17 protein-coding genes are annotated in these 18,086 nt (G+C 38.1%); 6 read left to right on the forward strand and 11 right to left on the reverse strand.

Going from position 1 to position 18,086, the window contains the following annotated elements; genetic code table 11:
* The first annotated feature begins 145 nt into the window (after nt 1–145).
* Nucleotides 146–856 carry a C40 family peptidase gene (locus tag BLW74_RS13480; RefSeq protein WP_089692968.1) on the forward strand — a complete coding sequence of 237 codons (711 nt, stop codon included), beginning with the start codon at nt 146–148 and terminating at the stop codon, nt 854–856.
* Nucleotides 857–994: 138 nt separating this feature from the next.
* Here BLW74_RS13480 and BLW74_RS13485 read toward each other — a convergent pair whose 3' ends face one another.
* The 6 genes from BLW74_RS13485 to BLW74_RS13510 form a co-directional block, all read right to left on the reverse strand.
* On the reverse strand, nt 995–1,576 hold the full coding sequence (locus BLW74_RS13485) for a pentapeptide repeat-containing protein (RefSeq protein WP_089692970.1): 582 nt from the start codon (nt 1,574–1,576) through the stop codon (nt 995–997).
* Nucleotides 1,577–1,699: 123 nt separating this feature from the next.
* A complete protein-coding gene (gene rodA, locus BLW74_RS13490; protein WP_089692973.1) occupies nt 1,700–2,929 on the reverse strand; it encodes a rod shape-determining protein RodA in 1,230 nt (409 codons plus the stop codon).
* Nucleotides 2,926–4,971: a penicillin-binding transpeptidase domain-containing protein gene (locus BLW74_RS13495; protein WP_089692974.1), complete on the reverse strand. Its 2,046-nt coding sequence runs from the start codon at nt 4,969–4,971 to the stop codon at nt 2,926–2,928. Before BLW74_RS13495 ends, rodA begins: the two co-directional genes overlap by 4 nt.
* Entirely contained in the window at nt 4,968–5,474 is a 507-nt protein-coding gene (locus tag BLW74_RS13500; RefSeq protein ID WP_002982456.1) for a hypothetical protein, read from the reverse strand. Before BLW74_RS13500 ends, BLW74_RS13495 begins: the two co-directional genes overlap by 4 nt.
* The gene (gene mreC / locus BLW74_RS13505; protein WP_089692976.1) at nt 5,467–6,321 is read right to left on the reverse strand and encodes a rod shape-determining protein MreC; all 855 of its coding nucleotides are present in this window, start codon (nt 6,319–6,321) and stop codon (nt 5,467–5,469) included. Before mreC ends, BLW74_RS13500 begins: the two co-directional genes overlap by 8 nt.
* Nucleotides 6,322–6,349: 28 nt before the next feature.
* Entirely contained in the window at nt 6,350–7,375 is a 1,026-nt protein-coding gene (locus tag BLW74_RS13510) for a rod shape-determining protein (protein WP_045491741.1), read from the reverse strand.
* Nucleotides 7,376–7,764: 389 nt separating this feature from the next.
* On the opposite strand from BLW74_RS13510, the gene hemA reads away from it, so the two are divergent.
* The 5 genes from hemA (at nt 7,765) to BLW74_RS13535 (ending at nt 11,988) form a co-directional block, all read left to right on the forward strand.
* A complete protein-coding gene (gene hemA, locus BLW74_RS13515; protein WP_089692978.1) occupies nt 7,765–9,039 on the forward strand; it encodes a glutamyl-tRNA reductase in 1,275 nt (424 codons plus the stop codon).
* The gene (gene hemC, locus BLW74_RS13520) at nt 9,026–9,934 is read left to right on the forward strand and encodes a hydroxymethylbilane synthase (protein WP_089692980.1); all 909 of its coding nucleotides are present in this window, start codon (nt 9,026–9,028) and stop codon (nt 9,932–9,934) included. Before hemA ends, hemC begins: the two co-directional genes overlap by 14 nt.
* A gap of 41 nt (nt 9,935–9,975) precedes the next feature.
* Nucleotides 9,976–10,659: a uroporphyrinogen-III synthase gene (locus BLW74_RS13525; RefSeq protein ID WP_089692982.1), complete on the forward strand. Its 684-nt coding sequence runs from the start codon at nt 9,976–9,978 to the stop codon at nt 10,657–10,659.
* 46 nt (nt 10,660–10,705) lie between these two features.
* Nucleotides 10,706–11,737 carry a uroporphyrinogen decarboxylase gene (hemE, locus tag BLW74_RS13530; RefSeq protein WP_089692984.1) on the forward strand — a complete coding sequence of 344 codons (1,032 nt, stop codon included), beginning with the start codon at nt 10,706–10,708 and terminating at the stop codon, nt 11,735–11,737.
* Between the two features lie 125 nt (nt 11,738–11,862).
* Complete coding sequence (locus BLW74_RS13535; RefSeq protein WP_089692987.1) at nt 11,863–11,988, forward strand: GNAT family acetyltransferase; 126 nt, start codon at nt 11,863–11,865, stop codon at nt 11,986–11,988.
* A 55-nt stretch (nt 11,989–12,043) separates the two neighbouring features.
* Here the strand turns inward: BLW74_RS13535 and BLW74_RS13540 are convergent, their stop codons facing one another.
* The 5 genes from BLW74_RS13540 to BLW74_RS13560 form a co-directional block, all read right to left on the reverse strand.
* Nucleotides 12,044–13,264: an aminotransferase class V-fold PLP-dependent enzyme gene (locus BLW74_RS13540; protein ID WP_089692989.1), complete on the reverse strand. Its 1,221-nt coding sequence runs from the start codon at nt 13,262–13,264 to the stop codon at nt 12,044–12,046.
* A gap of 251 nt (nt 13,265–13,515) precedes the next feature.
* Nucleotides 13,516–14,160, reverse strand: a complete 645-nt coding sequence (locus BLW74_RS13545) for a 50S ribosomal protein L25/general stress protein Ctc (RefSeq protein WP_089692992.1) — start codon at nt 14,158–14,160, stop codon at nt 13,516–13,518.
* Between the two features lie 56 nt (nt 14,161–14,216).
* Complete coding sequence (locus BLW74_RS13550; protein WP_089692994.1) at nt 14,217–15,155, reverse strand: ribose-phosphate pyrophosphokinase; 939 nt, start codon at nt 15,153–15,155, stop codon at nt 14,217–14,219.
* Nucleotides 15,156–15,240: 85 nt separating this feature from the next.
* Nucleotides 15,241–16,803 (reverse strand): SGNH/GDSL hydrolase family protein, encoded by a 1,563-nt coding sequence (locus BLW74_RS13555; protein WP_089692996.1) that lies wholly within the window; start codon nt 16,801–16,803, stop codon nt 15,241–15,243.
* 12 nt (nt 16,804–16,815) lie between these two features.
* Nucleotides 16,816–18,054 (reverse strand): OmpP1/FadL family transporter, encoded by a 1,239-nt coding sequence (locus tag BLW74_RS13560; protein WP_089692998.1) that lies wholly within the window; start codon nt 18,052–18,054, stop codon nt 16,816–16,818.
* Nucleotides 18,055–18,086: the final 32 nt, after the last annotated feature.

Here is an 18,086-nt window from a genome sequence, read left to right on the forward strand (position 1 = left end):
CTTTAACATATGTAAATAATATGTTAAAATGTGTTAAAATAAGATCCTGATAATTATCATAACAGGGGTCTTTTGCTCGGAATCTCTACTTTTGTAATGCTTTTGAAAATAAATATTCCTTTTTAACACGGATAATCAAATATATATGAAGAAAAGAGTTTTGTTTTATTTAGTTGCTTTAGTTACTACTGTTTCATTGCAATCGTGTGCTACTAATTATGTGGTTTCAAAACCAGCAACTTACACAAAAGAATACAAAACAGATGCCAAACTAGCTTCTATAGATAACAAAAAAATGGAGCAGGATAAGCAGAAACTTATCGACTCTTTCCTGGCTGAAAAGGCTGCGTCTATTGCCAATGCTAAAAAAGCAGTTAAGAATTCTGAAATTGCGAAAGTAATCAAACATAATAAAACCATTGACGGTATCCTTGAAGAAGCTGAAACATACCTTGGAACTCCTTACAGATACGGAGGAACAACCAGAAACGGTATAGATTGTTCAGCTTTTGTTCTATCTGTATTCGGAGCAGCAGCAGGTCTTAGCTTACCTAGAGTAGCAGCATCTCAGGCTCAGGAAGGGGAAAGAATTGAAAAAGGAGATCTACAGAAAGGAGATTTGATTTTCTTTTCTCATGGAAGAAGAATTTCTCACGTAGGTATTGTAGAAAGTGTTACTGAAGAGGGTGAGATCAAATTTATCCACGCAGCAACATCAAAAGGAGTAATGATTTCTTCACTGAATGATTCTTACTGGGGACCTAAATTCAGATTCGCCAAAAGAGTGATCAACGAAGAAGGAGAAGCTTACAATAACTTAGCAGCCGCTACTCTTCCTACACCCGCAAATTTTTAATTTTATAAATAATTGATTTAAATAATGAAGCCATCAGAATCTGATGGCTTTTTTATATCTGGTATTTACGATAAGATTAGCTCTGCTTCTATTGCCCTAGAGTATATTGTATATCCCTTACCGAATAGCCATCAGCCTTTAGCTGTTCTTATCAATTTCAATATCCAGTTTATATAAAAGACCATAGATTTCGGAAAGTGAGAATCTGGCTTTTTTAAGCTTATTTAAAGCCGGATCTATTGAATAGTTAACTGAGGTTCGGAAATCTGTTTTTTCGAGATTAGTGGCATCAAAAACAGCACCTGACAGATCACAGTTACTGAAAACTGCGCCTGATAAATCGCATTCGGTAAAATCGGCCTCTATTAATGTAGAATCTTTGAAAACTATTTTCTTAATGGAGGTCTGATAAAAGACTGAATTATTTAAGACACTCCCTTCAAATTTGAATGATAATCCAAACGGATTACAATCGCTAAACTGAAGACCAAGCATTTTGCATTCTTTAAAAATCACATCATGAAAAGAAGTTTTCACGAGCTTTGTCATGCTGAGATTGCATTCGATAAATTCACAATCTGTAAAGCTGGAACCGGATAGGTTTCCATATTCAAAATTACAATTTCTGAAGATACAGTTTTCGTACTCACTTTTTTCTGAAAAATGCTGCGTAAAATCTTTGTTATCAAAACTTTCGTCTGAGAAATGGGATTGTGTCATAAAAATCGTATTGATGAAATTGTATTTGCTATCGCTGCCTTTGCAGATGATGCAGATTTATTTTGAAAACGAAATGTAAGCGCAATAACCGTAAACTTCTATCATACAGCTTCCGGCTTTCTTTTACACCAAGCTATTCTTATCCGAATAATTAAGCTTAAAGAAGATAAAAGTCATCATCGAGAAAGCCAATAAAGAACTTCCTCCATAACTGAAATAAGGAAGAGGAATCCCAACAGTAGGGAAAAGCCCCATAACCATCCCTAAATTGATGGAAAAGTGCATTAGCAGAATCGATGCAAAGCAATAGCCGAATACGCGGTTAAAAGTGGATTTCTGCTGTTCTGCCAGATAGTATATCCTTCCGATGTAAATCATATAACACAAGATAAGAACGGCACTTCCTACAAAACCCCATTCTTCTCCTACCGTACAAAAGATATAATCTGTTTCCTGCTCCGGTACAAATTTCCCTTGGGTAACAGATCCTTCACGGTAACCTTTTCCCCAGATGCCTCCAGATCCGATCGCTGTTTTGGAATATAATAAATTGTACCCTGAAGTATCTCTGAAAGCTTTTTCACCTTTATAAAGAACTTCAATTCTTTCTCTCTGGTGCTTAGGCAGTTTTTCTAAAATATAGGGAGACCCGAAAGCCAGCCCGCACAGCAAAAGAACAGATCCTGCAATTCCTGAAATCGTAATTACATCCCAGGACATCCTGTGATAATTCATCGCAATCAGAACACCGGCAACTAGCAAAACAGCTACTGCAACATAAATGGGTGGAATGGCCAATGAAATCAGAAAAACACCGGCAAAAATAAATCCTATCCCGAATAAAAGCCCGCTCAGTCCTTCTCTGTACAATGCAATGAAGAATGCAATAAATACAAGCATGGACCCCACATCCGGAATGGCAAGAACCACAGCTGCCGGAATACCAATAATGGCTAAGGTAGTCCATAAGGACTTTTTATTTTTAAGATTAAAATCAGGTCCGGAAACATAGTTAGCCAGCATAAGTGCGGTCCCTATTTTTGCAAATTCTACAGGCTGCATGGTAAAACTTCCAAACTTATACCAGTTCTTTTGCCCAAGGATTTCTTTACCAAACGGGAAAAGTCCGATCAGCAGCAGAACACCGCCGATATAAATAATCCCGGCCATATTCTCAAAGAACTTACTTCTGCTGACAAAAATGACAAGCCCGACAAAAAGCGAAATACAGAAAAATATTAGCTGTTTCTCCCCCAGTTTCTGGTCAACACTGTAAATATTTGCAATGGCAAAAATGCAAAGCAGGAAGTACAGCCCAAGGCCCAGTTTATCTATTCCTTCTGTCCATTTCATTGCTTCACAGTTTTTTTAGCAGTATTATTTTTTTTAGTTTCCTCTTCTATTTTCTTTTGCAGTTTCGCTTTTTGCTGCTTCACCTGCTCCAGACTGTCCTTAATTCTTTTTTGTTTAATTGAATCAGGTTTAGGATCCACATAGAGTCCTTTCCGCTTTAAATCTGCAATCCATTGCCTTTTGTACTCAGGCATGAAACTCGAAGTGATCATCTTTTTGTACAGATTTTCTCTTTTAAGATCACCTGTAATATATTTTTCAGCAATCACTGTACAGGCCGGCCCGGCCCATGTGGCTCCGAATCCGGCATGCTCCATTACGGCAACTACAACAATTTTTGGCTTTTCAGCGGGAGCAATCAGTACAAAGATGGAATTATCCTTTCCCTGCGGTACCTGTGCAGTACCTGTTTTGGCTAATTGCGTAAAATCATTGGATTTCAGTCCTCTTGCAGTTCCTCTCAAAACTACGGCCTCCATCCCTTTTAAAACAGGTTCAAAGTGTTTCGGATCAACCAGAGTCTTATGCTTAACCTTAAATCTGGGATCAGGATTAGGTTTTCCATCAATTGCTTTTACGATATGAGGGGTATAGTACCAGCCTCTATTAGCAATAGCACCAACATAATTGGCCAGCTGAATAGGCGTTACCAAAACGTCACCCTGTCCCATTCCGTTATAAATAGCACCGGTTGACATTTCGTCCCAGTTTTTAAAATCAGTTCTTTGGGAACCACTGGCTTTCATGATGGCTTTAAATCTTTTCTCGTAAAAATCTCCTGAAGGGATTCTTCCTCTTGCACCCACAGCAAAGTCGTTATTCAAAAATTCTCCCACACCAAAACTGCTCATGATCTTTTTCCATTCATCAACACCCTTTGAAGGGTTGCCCGGATATTTTTTGATAATGGCAATAAATGCATATGTGAAAAAACAGTTACTGGAAACCTGAATGGAAGGAATAAGCGGATCTGCTCCACCATGACCTTTAATTCTTTTTCCTTTATAGAAAAAGCCGCCTCCACAAGGGAAAATAGTTTTTTCATCCATCACTCCCATCTGCATTGCTGCTAAGGCGGTCAATAACTTGAAAGTTGACCCGGGAGGATATCCTGCCTGCAATGCGCGGTCAAAAGTAGGTTTATTTTCATAAAGTGTGTCTTTTGACAGTGCATATAGATTTTTTGATTTATTAGGTCCTGTAAACAGGTTAGGATCAATATCCGGACCGGTAGCAGCTACTAAAACTTCTCCATTATTAGGATCCAGGGCAACAATTGCTCCGTGTTTATTAATCAGCATTTCTTCGGCCGTTCTCTGAAGGTCATAATCAATGGTTAGGGTAATATCCTTTCCGGTAATCACATCTTTATCCAGAGATCCGTTTTTATAGGACCCAATATTCCGGAGTCTGATGTCTTTTTGGATATATTTCACACCTTTTACTCCGCGAAGTTCTTTTTCGTAAGATTTTTCAACGCCTGTTTTCCCGATAAAGTCTCCCGGCAAATAGTAGGCGGAATCTTTTTTAATTTCACGTTCATTGACTTCACTGGTATATCCCAGAAGGTTACCAGATGTGGAAACCTCATACTGACGCTGAGGTCTTTGCACAATATTGAAAGCCGGATATTTAAAAATAATTTCCTGTACTCTCGCAATGTCTTCTCTGCTCAAATCTTTAAAGAAGGTCATAGGAGTAAGTTTGGAATAATACTTCTCCTTTTTGATAACTTCAATTCTTTTGATAAAATCTGCTTTTGAGATTTTCATCAGATTACAAAACCCTAGCGTATCAAAATCCGGTCTCATTAATGCCTGGGTAAAAGAGATTTCATACGCGGGCTGGTTCCCTACCATGATTTTCCCGTTTCTGTCAAAAATAACGCCACGCTGCGGAATAATATATTCTGTCTTGATGGAGGTATTGGCAGCATTTAGTGCATAACGGTCTGTGAATAACTGCAAATACGCAAGCCTCGCCACAAAAATGAGGGCGATGGTAACGAGGATGGAAAAAATTTTTAAATAACGTGTGTTCAAACTTTTTGTTTGATTTTAAATATTAATGCGTAGATGACTATAAAGATAAACGAAATTACACTCGTCACCAACACATTAAATAATATTTCAAAAAATCTGCTAAACTTAAAGAACTCAATATACTGTACTAAAAGCTGATGCAGGAAGATACTTGAAAATAAGAACAGCAAAAACTGCGCCCATTGAAGGGACTGAAAAGAGAAAAAGTCTGTAGACGTATCTGTGGAAGTCCTGAAAATCAACGTTCTGAAATAAGCGATCAACGTTGTTGCAAATGCATTGATCCCCCAAGAATAGAGGAAACCATCAATAGAAAGGCCTATTAAAAAGCTCAATGCCAGGAACTGAAATTTATTTCTGAAAAACGGATAAAACATGACGAAGACAGGATATAATACCGGAGTATATTTCCCGAAAAGCGTAATCCTGTTCAGTACAAATATCTGTAATGCAACAAGAAAGATCATGATCAATATATCGGTAAATAAAGTTCTGCTAATCATTTTCTTTTTTTATTACAGCCTGCATAGTGTCCTGAATCTTCTGCACTTCCGCTTTCTTAAGATTCTTCACTACATACACTTTATTCAACGCTCCCATTTTTTCACTCAGCTCTACGGAGATATCCCAGAAGCCGGTTTTATTATCTACAGAATATCCTGCAATGGTACCAATGGTGACTCCTTTAGGGAAGATGGCCGATTTACCGTCTGTAACCACCGTATCTCCTACCTTCAGGGCTACGTATTTTGGAATGTCTGCAAGGTGCATTACCCTGGAGTTATCTCCATTCCATGTTAGAGTACCAAAATATCCTGAGTTTTTGAGTGCTGCATTAATTCTGATCTTGTTTACACTTAGGACCGACTGAACCAATGCATAACTGTCTGTGGAATTAATTACAATTCCCGCAATACCTCTGGGTGCCATTACTCCCATTTGGGGAAAGACTCCGTCTCTGCGGCCACGGTTGATTGTAAAATAGTTATTTCTTCTGTTGATACTGTTGAAAACAATTTCACCATCAACAAAAGTGTAGATCTGCCCCCCACCAATAGTATCATGAACTCTTTTAAAGACAGGGGTTTTGGCGCCGTCTTTTCCATAAAGCTCAGTCATAAGGGCTTTATTCTGAACCACAAGATCTTCATTGATCTGTTTGAGCTTCAGATAAGAAACTCCTTCATCAATATATCCGGAAACCCAGGAATTGAAAGCGGCGGTCTGCCCGGCAATCCAGGATCTCTGCATGGCATTTCTGGAGAATATCAAAACCAGAGCAATAATTTGCAGGAATATAAAGAAGACGAAAAGAGTATTCTTCGAAAATAATCTCAGCAAAAATCCCATTCAGATATATAGTCGTAAAAAGTTAAAATTATTTAATTAAGAAATTGAACTTATCCATATTCTTAAGAGCAATACCTGTTCCGCGAACGACAGCTCTCAAAGGATCTTCAGCCACAAATACAGGGAGACCTGTCTTTTTGTGAATTCTGTCTGCAAGACCTCTTAATAACGCTCCTCCTCCGGCAAGATAAATACCTGTTTTATAAATATCTGCAGCCAATTCCGGCGGTGTAAGAGAAAGCGTTTCCATTACTGCATCTTCGATTCTGATGATTGATTTGTCTAATGCACGCGCAATCTCTTTGTATCCAACCATAATTTCTTTAGGCTTCCCTGTAATAAGGTCTCTACCCTGTACCGGAATGTCTTCGATATCTACATCAAGATCCTCTACTGCCGAACCCACTTCAATTTTGATTCTTTCAGCAGTTCTTTCCCCGATATAAAGGTTATGGTGAGTTCTTAAGTAATAAGCAATGTCATTGGTAAATACGTCTCCGGCAATCTTCACAGATTTATCACATACGATACCTCCTAAAGCTACCACAGCAATTTCCGTAGTACCACCACCTATGTCGATGATCATATTACCTTCAGGTTTCTGTACATCTATCCCTACTCCAATGGCAGCTGCCATTGGCTCATAGATCAATCTTACTTCTTTTGCATTCACTTTCTGAGCAGAATCTCTTACCGCTCTCTTCTCAACTTCAGTAATGCCAGAAGGAATACAGATTACAATTCGTAATGCCGGTTGAATGAATTTACCTTTGATACCAGGAATTTTTTTGATAAATTCCTTAATCATGTGTTCAGAAGCATGAAAATCAGCAATAACCCCATCTTTCAAAGGACGGATAGTTTTGATATCTTCGTGAGTTTTACCTTGCATATGCTTAGCCTGTTCCCCTACAGCAATGGGTTTACCCGTAGAACGTTCAATTGCAACAATTGACGGTTGATCTATAACAATTTTATTATTATGGATAATAAGGGTATTAGCCGTTCCCAGGTCTATCGCAATTTCTTGCGTAAACATATCAAATAAACTCATATTTTTCTTCTGATTTTAAGATTACAAAGATATAAATTTAAGACTACTAAAGAAATTTCCCACCAACTTAATTTGGTTAAAATTTTATTAAAATTTATAATTCTTTATTAACTTTCAGTTTAGCTATTTACAGAGGGTGATTTCAACTAAATTTAATGAGGTGTTAAAAACTTGAAAAAGGCCAAAAGAGGGTATAAAATGATCAAAATTAAACGTCAAAAGCACAAGTACATTTACCTACATAAGCAATTTTTCAATTTTTGCTGTTTCACAGTTTTGCATTTTTCTGCTATAAACAAGTTCTTTCCTCTCTATAGTTTTTTACGATAATTATCATACACACTATCTGAGAGTAATTAATTAAAAAAAGCGTAAATTTGCGACTGCTTATGTTACAGTATTCCAACATCCATCAGACGTCGAATTTTGCCGTGCTTTCCATAAGTTACGAGAAAGCCGATGTAGAAACGAGAGGAAAGTTTGCATTCTTTGATGAAAACATCAAAAACTTTGTTTCCAGAGTCCATCAGGAAGATCTTGGAGATGCATTTGTAGTTTCTACCTGTAACCGAACCGAGATTTATACCACTTCTCCCAATTATCTGTTAGTGGCTGAGGAGTATTGCAAAACAATTGGTGTACATCTTACGGATTTCCTTCAGTTTGCTAATATTCTTACCAAAGAGGAAGCTTTGATTCACCTTTTCAGAGTGGCGGCCGGACTTGAAAGCCAGATTATCGGAGATTTTGAAATCATTGGCCAGATCAAAAAAGCATACAACCGTTTCAAAAAAGAGAGACAAAATTCCAATCCTTATCTGGAAAGAGCCATCAATGCCGCTATTCAGATTTCGAAAAGAATAAAAAACGAAACCGGTATTTCCAATGGTGCAGCTTCTGTTTCCTATGCCGCTGTACATTATATTTTAAACAGTCAGAAAAGAATAGCTGAAAAAAACATTCTTCTTTTGGGTGTGGGCGAGATTGGGCAGAACACCGTTGAAAACCTGGTGAAGCATGTCTTTCAGCCAAAAATTAAAATTGCCAACAGAACTCAGGAGAAAGCTGAAAAGATTTCCCAGAAATATAATATTCCTCACGTTGATTACTCTGATTTTGACCAGGAATTAAAAAACACTGATATTCTTATTGTAGCAACGGGAGCCAAACATCCTATTGTCAATCGGTCTCATTTTCCGAACGGAAAAGAAACATTAGTGATTGATCTTTCTATTCCTCATAATGTGGAAAAGAATGTTACCGAAAATGAAAATGTAACATTGATTGATGTGGATGAGCTTTCAAAACAGATTCAGGAAACGATTCAGCAGCGCGAAAGAGAAATTCCCAAGGCTGAAAAAATCATCAAAGAACTGATGAAAGATTTCATTGAATGGGAGAAAAAGCGAAAACTGGCCCCCAATATTCATCATTTCAAAGCGGTTTTAAAGAATATGGAACGCAATGAAATGCATAATTTCTACAGAAAGAATAAATACATAAACATCACGGACATGGAACTTTCTGATAAAATGATCCAGAAAATCACCAACCGTTTTGCAAAATATATCATCGACAATCCTTTAAAAGCCGAAGAAATTAGTAAATTAATGCACGAAATATTAGTTGAACAACCAAACAACGAATTCAATGAAAAGCATTAGAATCGGAACGAGAAATTCCGCACTTGCACTTTGGCAGGCTAGAGAGGTTGCGAGGCACCTTCAGAACAACAATTATTTAACGGAAATTGTTCCTATCGTTTCTTCTGGCGATAAGAACCTCAATCAGCCATTATATTCTTTGGGAATTACCGGGGTTTTCACAAGAGACCTTGATATTGCCTTATTAAATGATGAAATTGATATTGCTGTGCATTCTTTAAAGGATGTTCCTACCCAATTGCCTCAGAACATCGAGATGATTGCTTATCTGGAAAGAGACCATCCTGAGGACATCCTGATCAGAAAGGAATCTGCAAGGAATAAAGAATTCCATGAGCTTAAACTTGCCACCAGCAGTTTGAGAAGGAGAGCTTTCTGGCTGAGAAATTATCCTACTACTGAATTTTCGGATATCCGTGGAAATATCCAGACAAGACTTCAAAAACTGGAAGAGGGAGATTTTGACGCCACCATTTTATCTTTGGCAGGAATCAAAAGGATGAAAATGGAAATAGATTATGAAATGCTTCCATTGATGATCTGTGCACCTTCACAGGGTGTGATATCTGTAGCCGGGCATACAGAGAAGCCTGAAATTAATGAGATTGTAAGCCAGATTAACCATAAGCCTACTCAAGTTTGCGTAGAAATTGAAAGAAACTTTCTGAGCACTTTGGAAGGAGGATGTACTGCACCTATCGGAGCGTATGCACAGATCATGGGAGATCAGATCCGCTTCAAAGCTGCACTTTGCTCTCTTGACGGTAAAAACTGCATTGCAGTGGATGAAAACTTTGATTATACTCTAAATGAGAATTTCGGCGAAAAGTTTGCAAAAGTTATTCTTGAAAACGGTGGAAAAGAATTAATGGCAGAAATTAAAAGTCAGATTTAGCCCCCTTACAACAGCCGGCTTCTATCTTCAATCTTCAAAACATGAAAATCTTATTTACCAAAAATATAGACCATGCTATTATATCCAAAGAATTAGGAGAGGATATTTTGGCTGATTGCATGGAGGTAATTAAGACCCAGCCTATTATAATCAGTCCTTTTGACCTGAAAAATTATTCTCTTATTTTTACCAGTGTGAACGGAGTTATTTCGTTTTTCAAAAACAGGTTTAAGCCTAATGAAGATTTCACCTCCAAAAATTATAATAAGATCTATTGTGTAGGAGAAAAAACAAAGAGAGAATTAAGAAAGCACGGCTTCGGAACCTTTAAAGTTTTGAAAAATGCAGAAACACTTTCCAGATTTATTACCGGGAAATGCCAGCATGAGCAGTTTCTTCATTTCTGCGGCAACCTCGCCATCAATGTTCTGGACAAGGAACTTCCTTTACAAAATATTAAGTACAAAAAAGTTACCGTATACAATACTGAGGAAACTTATCCCGTAATAAATGAAAAATATCATGCTGCAGTATTTTTTAGTCCAAGCGGAGTTCGTAGTTTTGCAAGGCGAAATTCTCTGGAAGACATGAAGCTTTTTTCGATTGGTGAAACCACTTCCGGTGAGTTGAGAAATTATACAAAGGAAGAAATTTTCACTTCTGAAGAAAATACACTGGCTTCTGTTTTTGAACTGATAAGAAAAGAAATCAGAAGTAGAATTTAGAATAGCTTTTACCGAAATATCCCGGTAATATTAGTTTAAATAGATTATGATAAAAAACGACCTATATTTAAAAGCACTTCGCGGAGAAACCGTTGAAAGACCTCCTGTCTGGATGATGAGGCAGGCTGGAAGATATCTGCCGGAATTCATCGCTTTAAGAGATCAGTATGATTTCTTTACAAGATGTCAGACTCCTGAGCTTGCAGCTGAGATCACTCTACAGCCAATCCGCAGATTTCCTTTGGATGCAGCGATTCTGTTTTCTGATATTCTGGTAGTTCCACAGGCAATGGGAATTGATTTCAAAATGAAAGAATCCGTTGGCCCATGGTTGGATACCCCTATCAGAACAATGGAGCAGGTTCAGAATATTGAAACTCCGGATGTGAATGATACTTTAGGATACGTTTTTGATGCGATTGAACTTACTCTTCAGAAACTGGATAATGAGATTCCATTGATCGGTTTTGCAGGTTCTCCATGGACCATTCTTTGTTACTGTGTAGAAGGAAAAGGAAGTAAAGCATTTGATATTGCAAAATCCTTCTGTTTTCAGCAGCCTGAGGCAGCCCATTTATTACTACAGAAAATAACAGATACTACCATTGCTTATTTAAAGAGAAAAGTAGAAAAAGGAGTTTCTGCAGTACAGGTTTTCGATTCCTGGGGCGGAATGCTTTCTCCTACAGATTATCAGGAATTCTCCTGGCAGTATATCAATCAGATTGTGGAAGCATTAAGTCCTCTTACTCACGTGGTGGTGTTCGGAAAAGGATGCTGGTTTGCGCTGGAGGATATGACGATGTCTAAAGCTTCTGCTCTTGGGGTAGACTGGACGATTAAGCCTGAATTTGCAAGAACCCTTACGAATCATACAATGACTTTACAGGGAAATTTTGATCCCGCAAGACTTCATTCCACTCCTGAAACCATAAAAAAGATGGTGAATGAAATGATCAACCGTTTCGGAAAAGACAGATATATCGCAAATCTTGGCCACGGAATTTTACCGAATGTTCCTGTTGAAAATGCAGAAGCATTTATCAGAGCAGTTGTTGACTGGAAACCGAATTTATAAGATTAATTTCTTTTGAAAACTATACAAAAGCCCTGTTATTAATTGACGGGGCTTTTTTATTTTTTTTCAGCAGGCTATCAGTAATTTATTTTATCTTTGATTACTAACACTTTAAATCTACAATTATGAAAAAACTAAACAAAGAAAAAATGAAAAGCATTATAGCAGGAGGAGAAATCTGCCTGGAATGCGCTATTGGATATTACCAGGTTATTATTGATGGCCGATGCTACTGTGTTCCTATGGACTAATAAAAAAGCAGCCCAATGGCTGCTTTTACTTTATATTGTAATGAGCTACAATTAATTAGCTTAACATTCTCTGTGCTTTTTTCACTCCTTCCACAAGAATATCAATCTCCTCGAAAGTATTATAGACGGCAAAACTAGCTCTCACCGTTCCTGCAATATTAAAGAAGTTCATGATGGGCTGTGTACAGTGGTGCCCTGTTCTAACTGCAATTCCCATTTTATCAAGGATCATTCCTACATCGGAAGCAATTCCTACTCCTTCCAGGTTAAAAGAAACCACTCCGGTTCTTTTTGCTTTTTCACCATAGATCTTAATTCCTTCTAATTCCAGCAGCTGTCTTTGAGCGTATTCCAATAGTGCATTTTCATGATTCTGAATATGGGCGTGCCCTACTCTGTTCATAAAATCTACCGCAGCGCCTAAAGCAATATTTCCTCCTACATTGGGTGTTCCTGCTTCATATTTAAATGGAAGACCTGCATAGGTAGTTCCTTCAAAAGAACAGGTAGCAATCATCTCTCCACCTCCGTGAAATGGCGGTAAAGCTTCCAGAATTTCGCGTTTTCCGTACAAAATCCCCGTTCCCATTGGAGCATACATTTTATGGCCCGAGAACACAAAGAAATCACAATTCATCTTTTGAACATCAATATTGAAATGCGGTGCAGACTGTGCCCCGTCTATCACAATATAAGCATCGGTATTCTTTCTTGTTTTAGCAATAATTTCCTCAATTGGATTCACAATTCCCAACGCATTGGAAACCTGATTTACAGAAACAACCTTTGTTTTTTCACTTAAAAAACGGTCAAAGTGATCCATCTGAAGAATTCCGTTTTCATCAATAGGGATCACACGAAGTTTCGCTCCTGTTCTCTCGCAAAGCATCTGCCACGGAACAATATTAGAATGGTGCTCCAGATATGAAATAATAATCTCATCATCCTTCTGCAGTTTCTGTGTCAAAATATAAGCAATAAGGTTCAGCCCTTCCGTTGTACCTTTTGTAAAAATTACTTCAAAATCATGCTCAGCATTGATGAATTTCTGGATTTTTCTTCTTGAAAGTTCCATTTCTTCTGTTGCCAGCTGGCTCAGTGTATGAATTCCTCTGTGAACGTTAGCATTAAGTTCTGTATAATATGCGTGACAGACGTCCAAAACTGAATTTGGCTTTTGGGATGTAGCTGCATTATCCAGATAAACCAGGGGTTTACCATTCACATCTCTGTCCAATATAGAAAACTGGCTTCTTATTTCCTGAATGTCAAACATTTATTTATTTTTTAAATTAAAACGTCCTTATTTAGAACTCTTCAAATTTACGGCTTTTTTTTCGAAAGGAGGCATTCAATGATAGGCTGATCGTTATCATTCGATAGAAATATTCGATAGTTGATCTTAAAGATAACACATGAACAAAAGTAGAAAAGCAAAAATCAGAAACAGCCCATTGGTATTTATCTTTATCACATAAAAAAACCTATCAAAATTGATAGGTTTTATATTGTATAAATAAGCAAATCTTATTCTGCTGCAGTTTCTGCTGCTTCAGGAGCTGCTCCTTCTTCAGCTGCAACTTCTTCATCCTCATCATCATCCATAGCGGCTGCACCTCCTTTCATTGCATTTCTAGACATCTTAACAGCTACTACTACTGCATTGTCCGGGTGTACGAAAGAATAACCTTCTGTTTTGATACCACCGATGTAAAGTTTGTTACCAATTCTTAATGGAGTAACATCTACAACGATTTCGTCAGGTAGGTTAGCAGGAATAGCTTTTACTTTTAGTTTTCTGAAAGACTGACGTAAAACACCACCGGCAACAACACCTTTAGAACGTCCAGTAATTCTTACAGGAACCTCCATGATAACTGGCTTATCGTCAGATAACTGATAGAAGTCGATGTGAAGAATTTTGTCCGTAATCGGGTGAAACTGAATATCCTGAAGAACAGCTGGAATTGTTTTTCCGTCAACTTCAATAGATACCGTGTGTGCTTCAGGAGTGTATACTAATCCTTTGAAAGCTCTCTCTTCAGCAGAGAAGTTCAAAGGTGCTTCACCTCCATAAACAACACAAGGAACTAATTCAGCATCACGTAAAGCTTTTGTAGACTTTTTGCCCACGCTTTCTCTTTTTGTACCTTGAATTGTAATAGATTTCATTTATAAAAAATTTAAAAAATTGTTCTGATTTTAACTTGCAAGTTGCTAAAAATCAATTAAATAACAAATTTACTGCTAATTGATTTGTGCTCATGAACCATGGTCATAACATCTGCAAATAACGGGGCGCAAGATAGCACTTTTATTTTAGATGACAAATTATTTTTAACAGGAATTGAGTCAGTTACAATAACTTCCAAAAGTTTGGAGTTCTCAATATTCTCATAAGCCTTCCCTGAAAGCACTCCATGAGTTGCCATTGCTCTAACCGTTTTCGCTCCTTTTTCAATTAAGATATCTGCAGCTTTACAAAGTGTTCCTGCAGTATCAATCATATCATCAATAAGGATTACATTTTTACCTGTTACATCCCCAATAAGGAACATTTCTTCTACAACATTTGCCTTTTTTCTCTCCTTATAAGCAATTACTACTTCAGCACCCAGGTGGCCTGCATAGTTTTTAGCTCTTTTGGCACCTCCCATGTCAGGAGAAGCAATGGTAAGATTATCAAGATTTAAAGATCTGATGTAATCTACGAAAATAGTAGAAGCGTACAGGTGATCTACCGGAATTTCGAAGAATCCTTGAATCTGATCTGCGTGTAGATCCATTGTCATGATTCTTGTTGCTCCTGCTGCCGTAAGAAGGTTGGCAACTAATTTCGCACCGATCGGCGCTCTTGGTTTGTCTTTTCTGTCCTGTCTGGCAAGTCCGAAGTAAGGAATTACTACGGTAATGCTCTTTGCAGAAGCTCTTTTTGCTGCATCAATCATTAGAAGAAGCTCCAAAAGATTGTCTGCGGGAGGGAATGTAGATCCAATCAGGAAAACTCTTCCTCCTCTTACAGATTCGTCCAAAACAGGCTCGAATTCCCCGTCGCTGAACTCCTGAAAGTTGATTTTTCCTAATTCTTTCCCATAATTCTGGGCAATTTTCTCTGCCAAGTCCCTGCTGGTTCTTGTACAAAATAGATAACTTAACTGATCGGCCATTTTTACTTTTTAAAAGATTTTGCAAATTTAAAAAAAAACCACAAGATTTACTCCTGTGGTTTCTAAGTTTTTATTTTATCAATGATTAAGGGAACTTAACTCCTGAATATTTGTTTGGATCTACCTGTGGAAGTGTAGATTTATATTTAGCATTGATAGATTTAATAAATTCATTAGCTACAATACCATATCCTCGACCTGTAAGGTGAACTCCATCTAAAGAAAAAGCCCCTCCCGTTACAAATTTCGCAGTATATTTTACTCCGTCATAGGAAATACCGGATTGTGCATTCAGCTCCAGCATTTTAGCCCCCATATCTACAAAAGCCAGTCCATAAGAGTCTGCAAGAGATTTTATAGATGTATTATAGGCAGTAGTAGCTGTTTTTACATAACCCGCTTCTGTTTTTGTTAAAACATGCTGGTTTTGTAACGGGTAAGAAATACCATACACATTTACCGGTGCAGGAGCTCCTGCAGCAGTGCTTCCGATTACAGAACTTGTAGTAAGTAAAATATAATCATCTGCAGTAGCCTGTCTGGCCTGTCCGAAGATTTGTCCAAAAGCAGTTGCTGTAGGCAATCCCAAAGAAGGAGTCAATGCAGCAGTAAGCTGAGCTGACAGATCTGTCAAAGCAACATCTTTAATCAAAACCGGGTTGGGTCCTGATGCAGAAAGCAGATTAATTCTATCTCCGGCTCCAAAAGCAGTAAGTGCCTGCTTCAAAGGACCGTATAAACTTGTATTTAAAGTATTCAGATTCGCACCTAAAACAGCTGGTGTCAAAGGGTTATAAGGTACTGTAGTGAAGAAAGGAACGGAAGTAACAGAAGGGATATTTGCGATAACACCTTTTGTTGTCCCGACACTCTTAAGACCATCTAAAACCGCCTTAATAGATCCGGCAACAAGTGCAGGATCAGAAATATCATTGGATCTGTAAGTCGTAGGATTTGTGTTTCCGGTCTGAACCGTAGCTGCAGTATATGTTGTTACCCCTCCTACTGTCTGAGAGTTTGTTCCTCCATTAGTAGCATATGATAATACATCATTATTTCCTATCCAAAGCGAGAAAAATGTTGCCTTCTGAGCCATAGCATCAGCCAATACAGTTGTAGTAGCAGAAGAAGCAAACCTCACAAAATAAGGATTGGCCGTACCGGTTGCAAGGCCAGCCTGGCTGCCATATCCGGGAGCCACTAAGTGGAAAGATTTTGCCCCTGGCACACCCATATTGTTATAAGTTCCTCCACCGGACAATACATCTAATGCTGCTGCCGGAGTGCTTGGTACCGGAGATAAAGATCCATTTACAACCTGAAGAGTTAATTTACCAGGGAAGCCCGGAAGATTATTAAACCCTCCTACATCATTAGGTATCAACGGCTGTTTAAAATCGCCCCCTCCTGCAAGTCTCATCTGTCCTGCAATGATGCTTGGATAGGATTCATTTTGACCGCTGCTGTACAACGCGCCGTCACGATATCCGGAAGTAAGTGAATTTCCCAGTGAAATATATTTTGTAAAATCAGCATCACCTTTTGTTACCGGAATATCTCTAACATCCGTATCGAAATCTGTATTACAGCTTGTTACCGTAAAAAGAAGTGCAGAAACTGCAATTGTCGATATTATAATTTTTTTCATAGTCTTCTAAAATTAAAATGGATTATAAGATAAACCTAGACCTAAGTAAAACGCTGTTGCTTTCGACTGTCCGTAGAAGCCTAAATTAGCATTATTCACATTTCTGTATTGAGGCATTGCATATCCTCCAGCAATATCAACTCCGAATTGCTTCAGCTTAATACCAATACCTCCAGTTATAACATAGGTGTCATAAGAAGGTGTTTCCGGAATAAAGTTATCTGTAGTATAAGGGGCTTCATCATAATAAGCTCCCAAACGTCCGTAAAACATATTGGTGAAGGCATATTGCGTTCCCAATCTGAATGTCTTGGAGTTTCTGAAGTTTTTAGGACTTGTAAGAACAGTAGGATCCGAAGGGTTGTTTCCAATAGGAGCATTCTCGAAATCTAAAGTTAGCTTACTGTATCTTTCCCATCCATGATAGTTAAAGTCTGCAGAAACCTGCCATTTTGGTGTTACCTTATAAGTTAAACCAATTGTATATTCTTCCACCAACGGAAGTGTTGCCGAAAATCCATCCTGTCCGGCTGCATTCAGCTTCAGCTGATTATAAATAGATTGAGACGGGAACTGGAATGTAGCTGTACCGTTTTTCGCTTTCATATCTATTGCTGAACGGTAAGCAATACTTACATCTAATTTAGGATCAGGTCTGAAATAGAAACCGAAACCATATCCGTGCCCGCTTGCTTTTTTATCATTGATATTAACCTGTCCGCCAAACTGTGTTACTGCTTTATCCCAATCTACAACTCCTTTTGCATAGATATAGCTGGCACCAAATGACACCCATGGAGCAAGTTTTACAGAAACCATTGGCTGGAAGTAGAAACTCTTCAGTTCCAATTTCTGAACCATCTCTTTACCTTCCCAATTATCAGGCCACTTGATTGTACTTCCAAAAGGTGTTGTAACACTAAGACCTACGGTTAGTTTTTCTATTGGTCTATAAGTAATTGCAGCGTAGAAAGGAGTTCCTACAGGGTTATCTGTTTCTGTACTTTGTAAAGTATTGAAGTTTTGAAAAGTAACTTTGTTACTTGCAGCAAACCCTCCTGCCACTACGCTCAGTTTGGAAGGGATAAATGACATACCCGCCGGGTTAAAGAATGTCACACTCGCGTCTTCGGCATGAGCACTAGTATGCGCCATTGCCAATTGTTTTACCCCCTGCAGGGAAACTCTGAAGCCTCCTGCGTAAGATAGAACTCCCGCCAATAAAGCAGTTGATACTAATATTTTTTTCATAGACTATTATTATATAAGCCAAATATAAAATT

The organism is Chryseobacterium culicis (assembly GCF_900108365.1).
Taxonomy (GTDB): domain Bacteria; phylum Bacteroidota; class Bacteroidia; order Flavobacteriales; family Weeksellaceae; genus Chryseobacterium; species Chryseobacterium culicis.

Coding starts and splice junctions, on each gene's coding strand:
- BLW74_RS13480 (WP_089692968.1), top strand. CDS start 146: ATGAAGAAAAGAGTTTTGTTTTATTTAGTTGCTTTAGTTACTACTGTT.
- BLW74_RS13485 (WP_089692970.1), bottom strand. CDS start 1,576: ATGACACAATCCCATTTCTCAGACGAAAGTTTTGATAACAAAGATTTT.
- rodA (WP_089692973.1), bottom strand. CDS start 2,929: ATGAAATGGACAGAAGGAATAGATAAACTGGGCCTTGGGCTGTACTTC.
- BLW74_RS13500 (WP_002982456.1), bottom strand. CDS start 5,474: ATGATTAGCAGAACTTTATTTACCGATATATTGATCATGATCTTTCTT.
- mreC (WP_089692976.1), bottom strand. CDS start 6,321: ATGGGATTTTTGCTGAGATTATTTTCGAAGAATACTCTTTTCGTCTTC.
- BLW74_RS13510 (WP_045491741.1), bottom strand. CDS start 7,375: ATGAGTTTATTTGATATGTTTACGCAAGAAATTGCGATAGACCTGGGA.
- hemA (WP_089692978.1), top strand. CDS start 7,765: ATGTTACAGTATTCCAACATCCATCAGACGTCGAATTTTGCCGTGCTT.
- hemC (WP_089692980.1), top strand. CDS start 9,026: ATGAAAAGCATTAGAATCGGAACGAGAAATTCCGCACTTGCACTTTGG.
- BLW74_RS13525 (WP_089692982.1), top strand. CDS start 9,976: ATGAAAATCTTATTTACCAAAAATATAGACCATGCTATTATATCCAAA.
- hemE (WP_089692984.1), top strand. CDS start 10,706: ATGATAAAAAACGACCTATATTTAAAAGCACTTCGCGGAGAAACCGTT.
- BLW74_RS13535 (WP_089692987.1), top strand. CDS start 11,863: ATGAAAAAACTAAACAAAGAAAAAATGAAAAGCATTATAGCAGGAGGA.
- BLW74_RS13540 (WP_089692989.1), bottom strand. CDS start 13,264: ATGTTTGACATTCAGGAAATAAGAAGCCAGTTTTCTATATTGGACAGA.
- BLW74_RS13545 (WP_089692992.1), bottom strand. CDS start 14,160: ATGAAATCTATTACAATTCAAGGTACAAAAAGAGAAAGCGTGGGCAAA.
- BLW74_RS13550 (WP_089692994.1), bottom strand. CDS start 15,155: ATGGCCGATCAGTTAAGTTATCTATTTTGTACAAGAACCAGCAGGGAC.
- BLW74_RS13555 (WP_089692996.1), bottom strand. CDS start 16,803: ATGAAAAAAATTATAATATCGACAATTGCAGTTTCTGCACTTCTTTTT.
- BLW74_RS13560 (WP_089692998.1), bottom strand. CDS start 18,054: ATGAAAAAAATATTAGTATCAACTGCTTTATTGGCGGGAGTTCTATCT.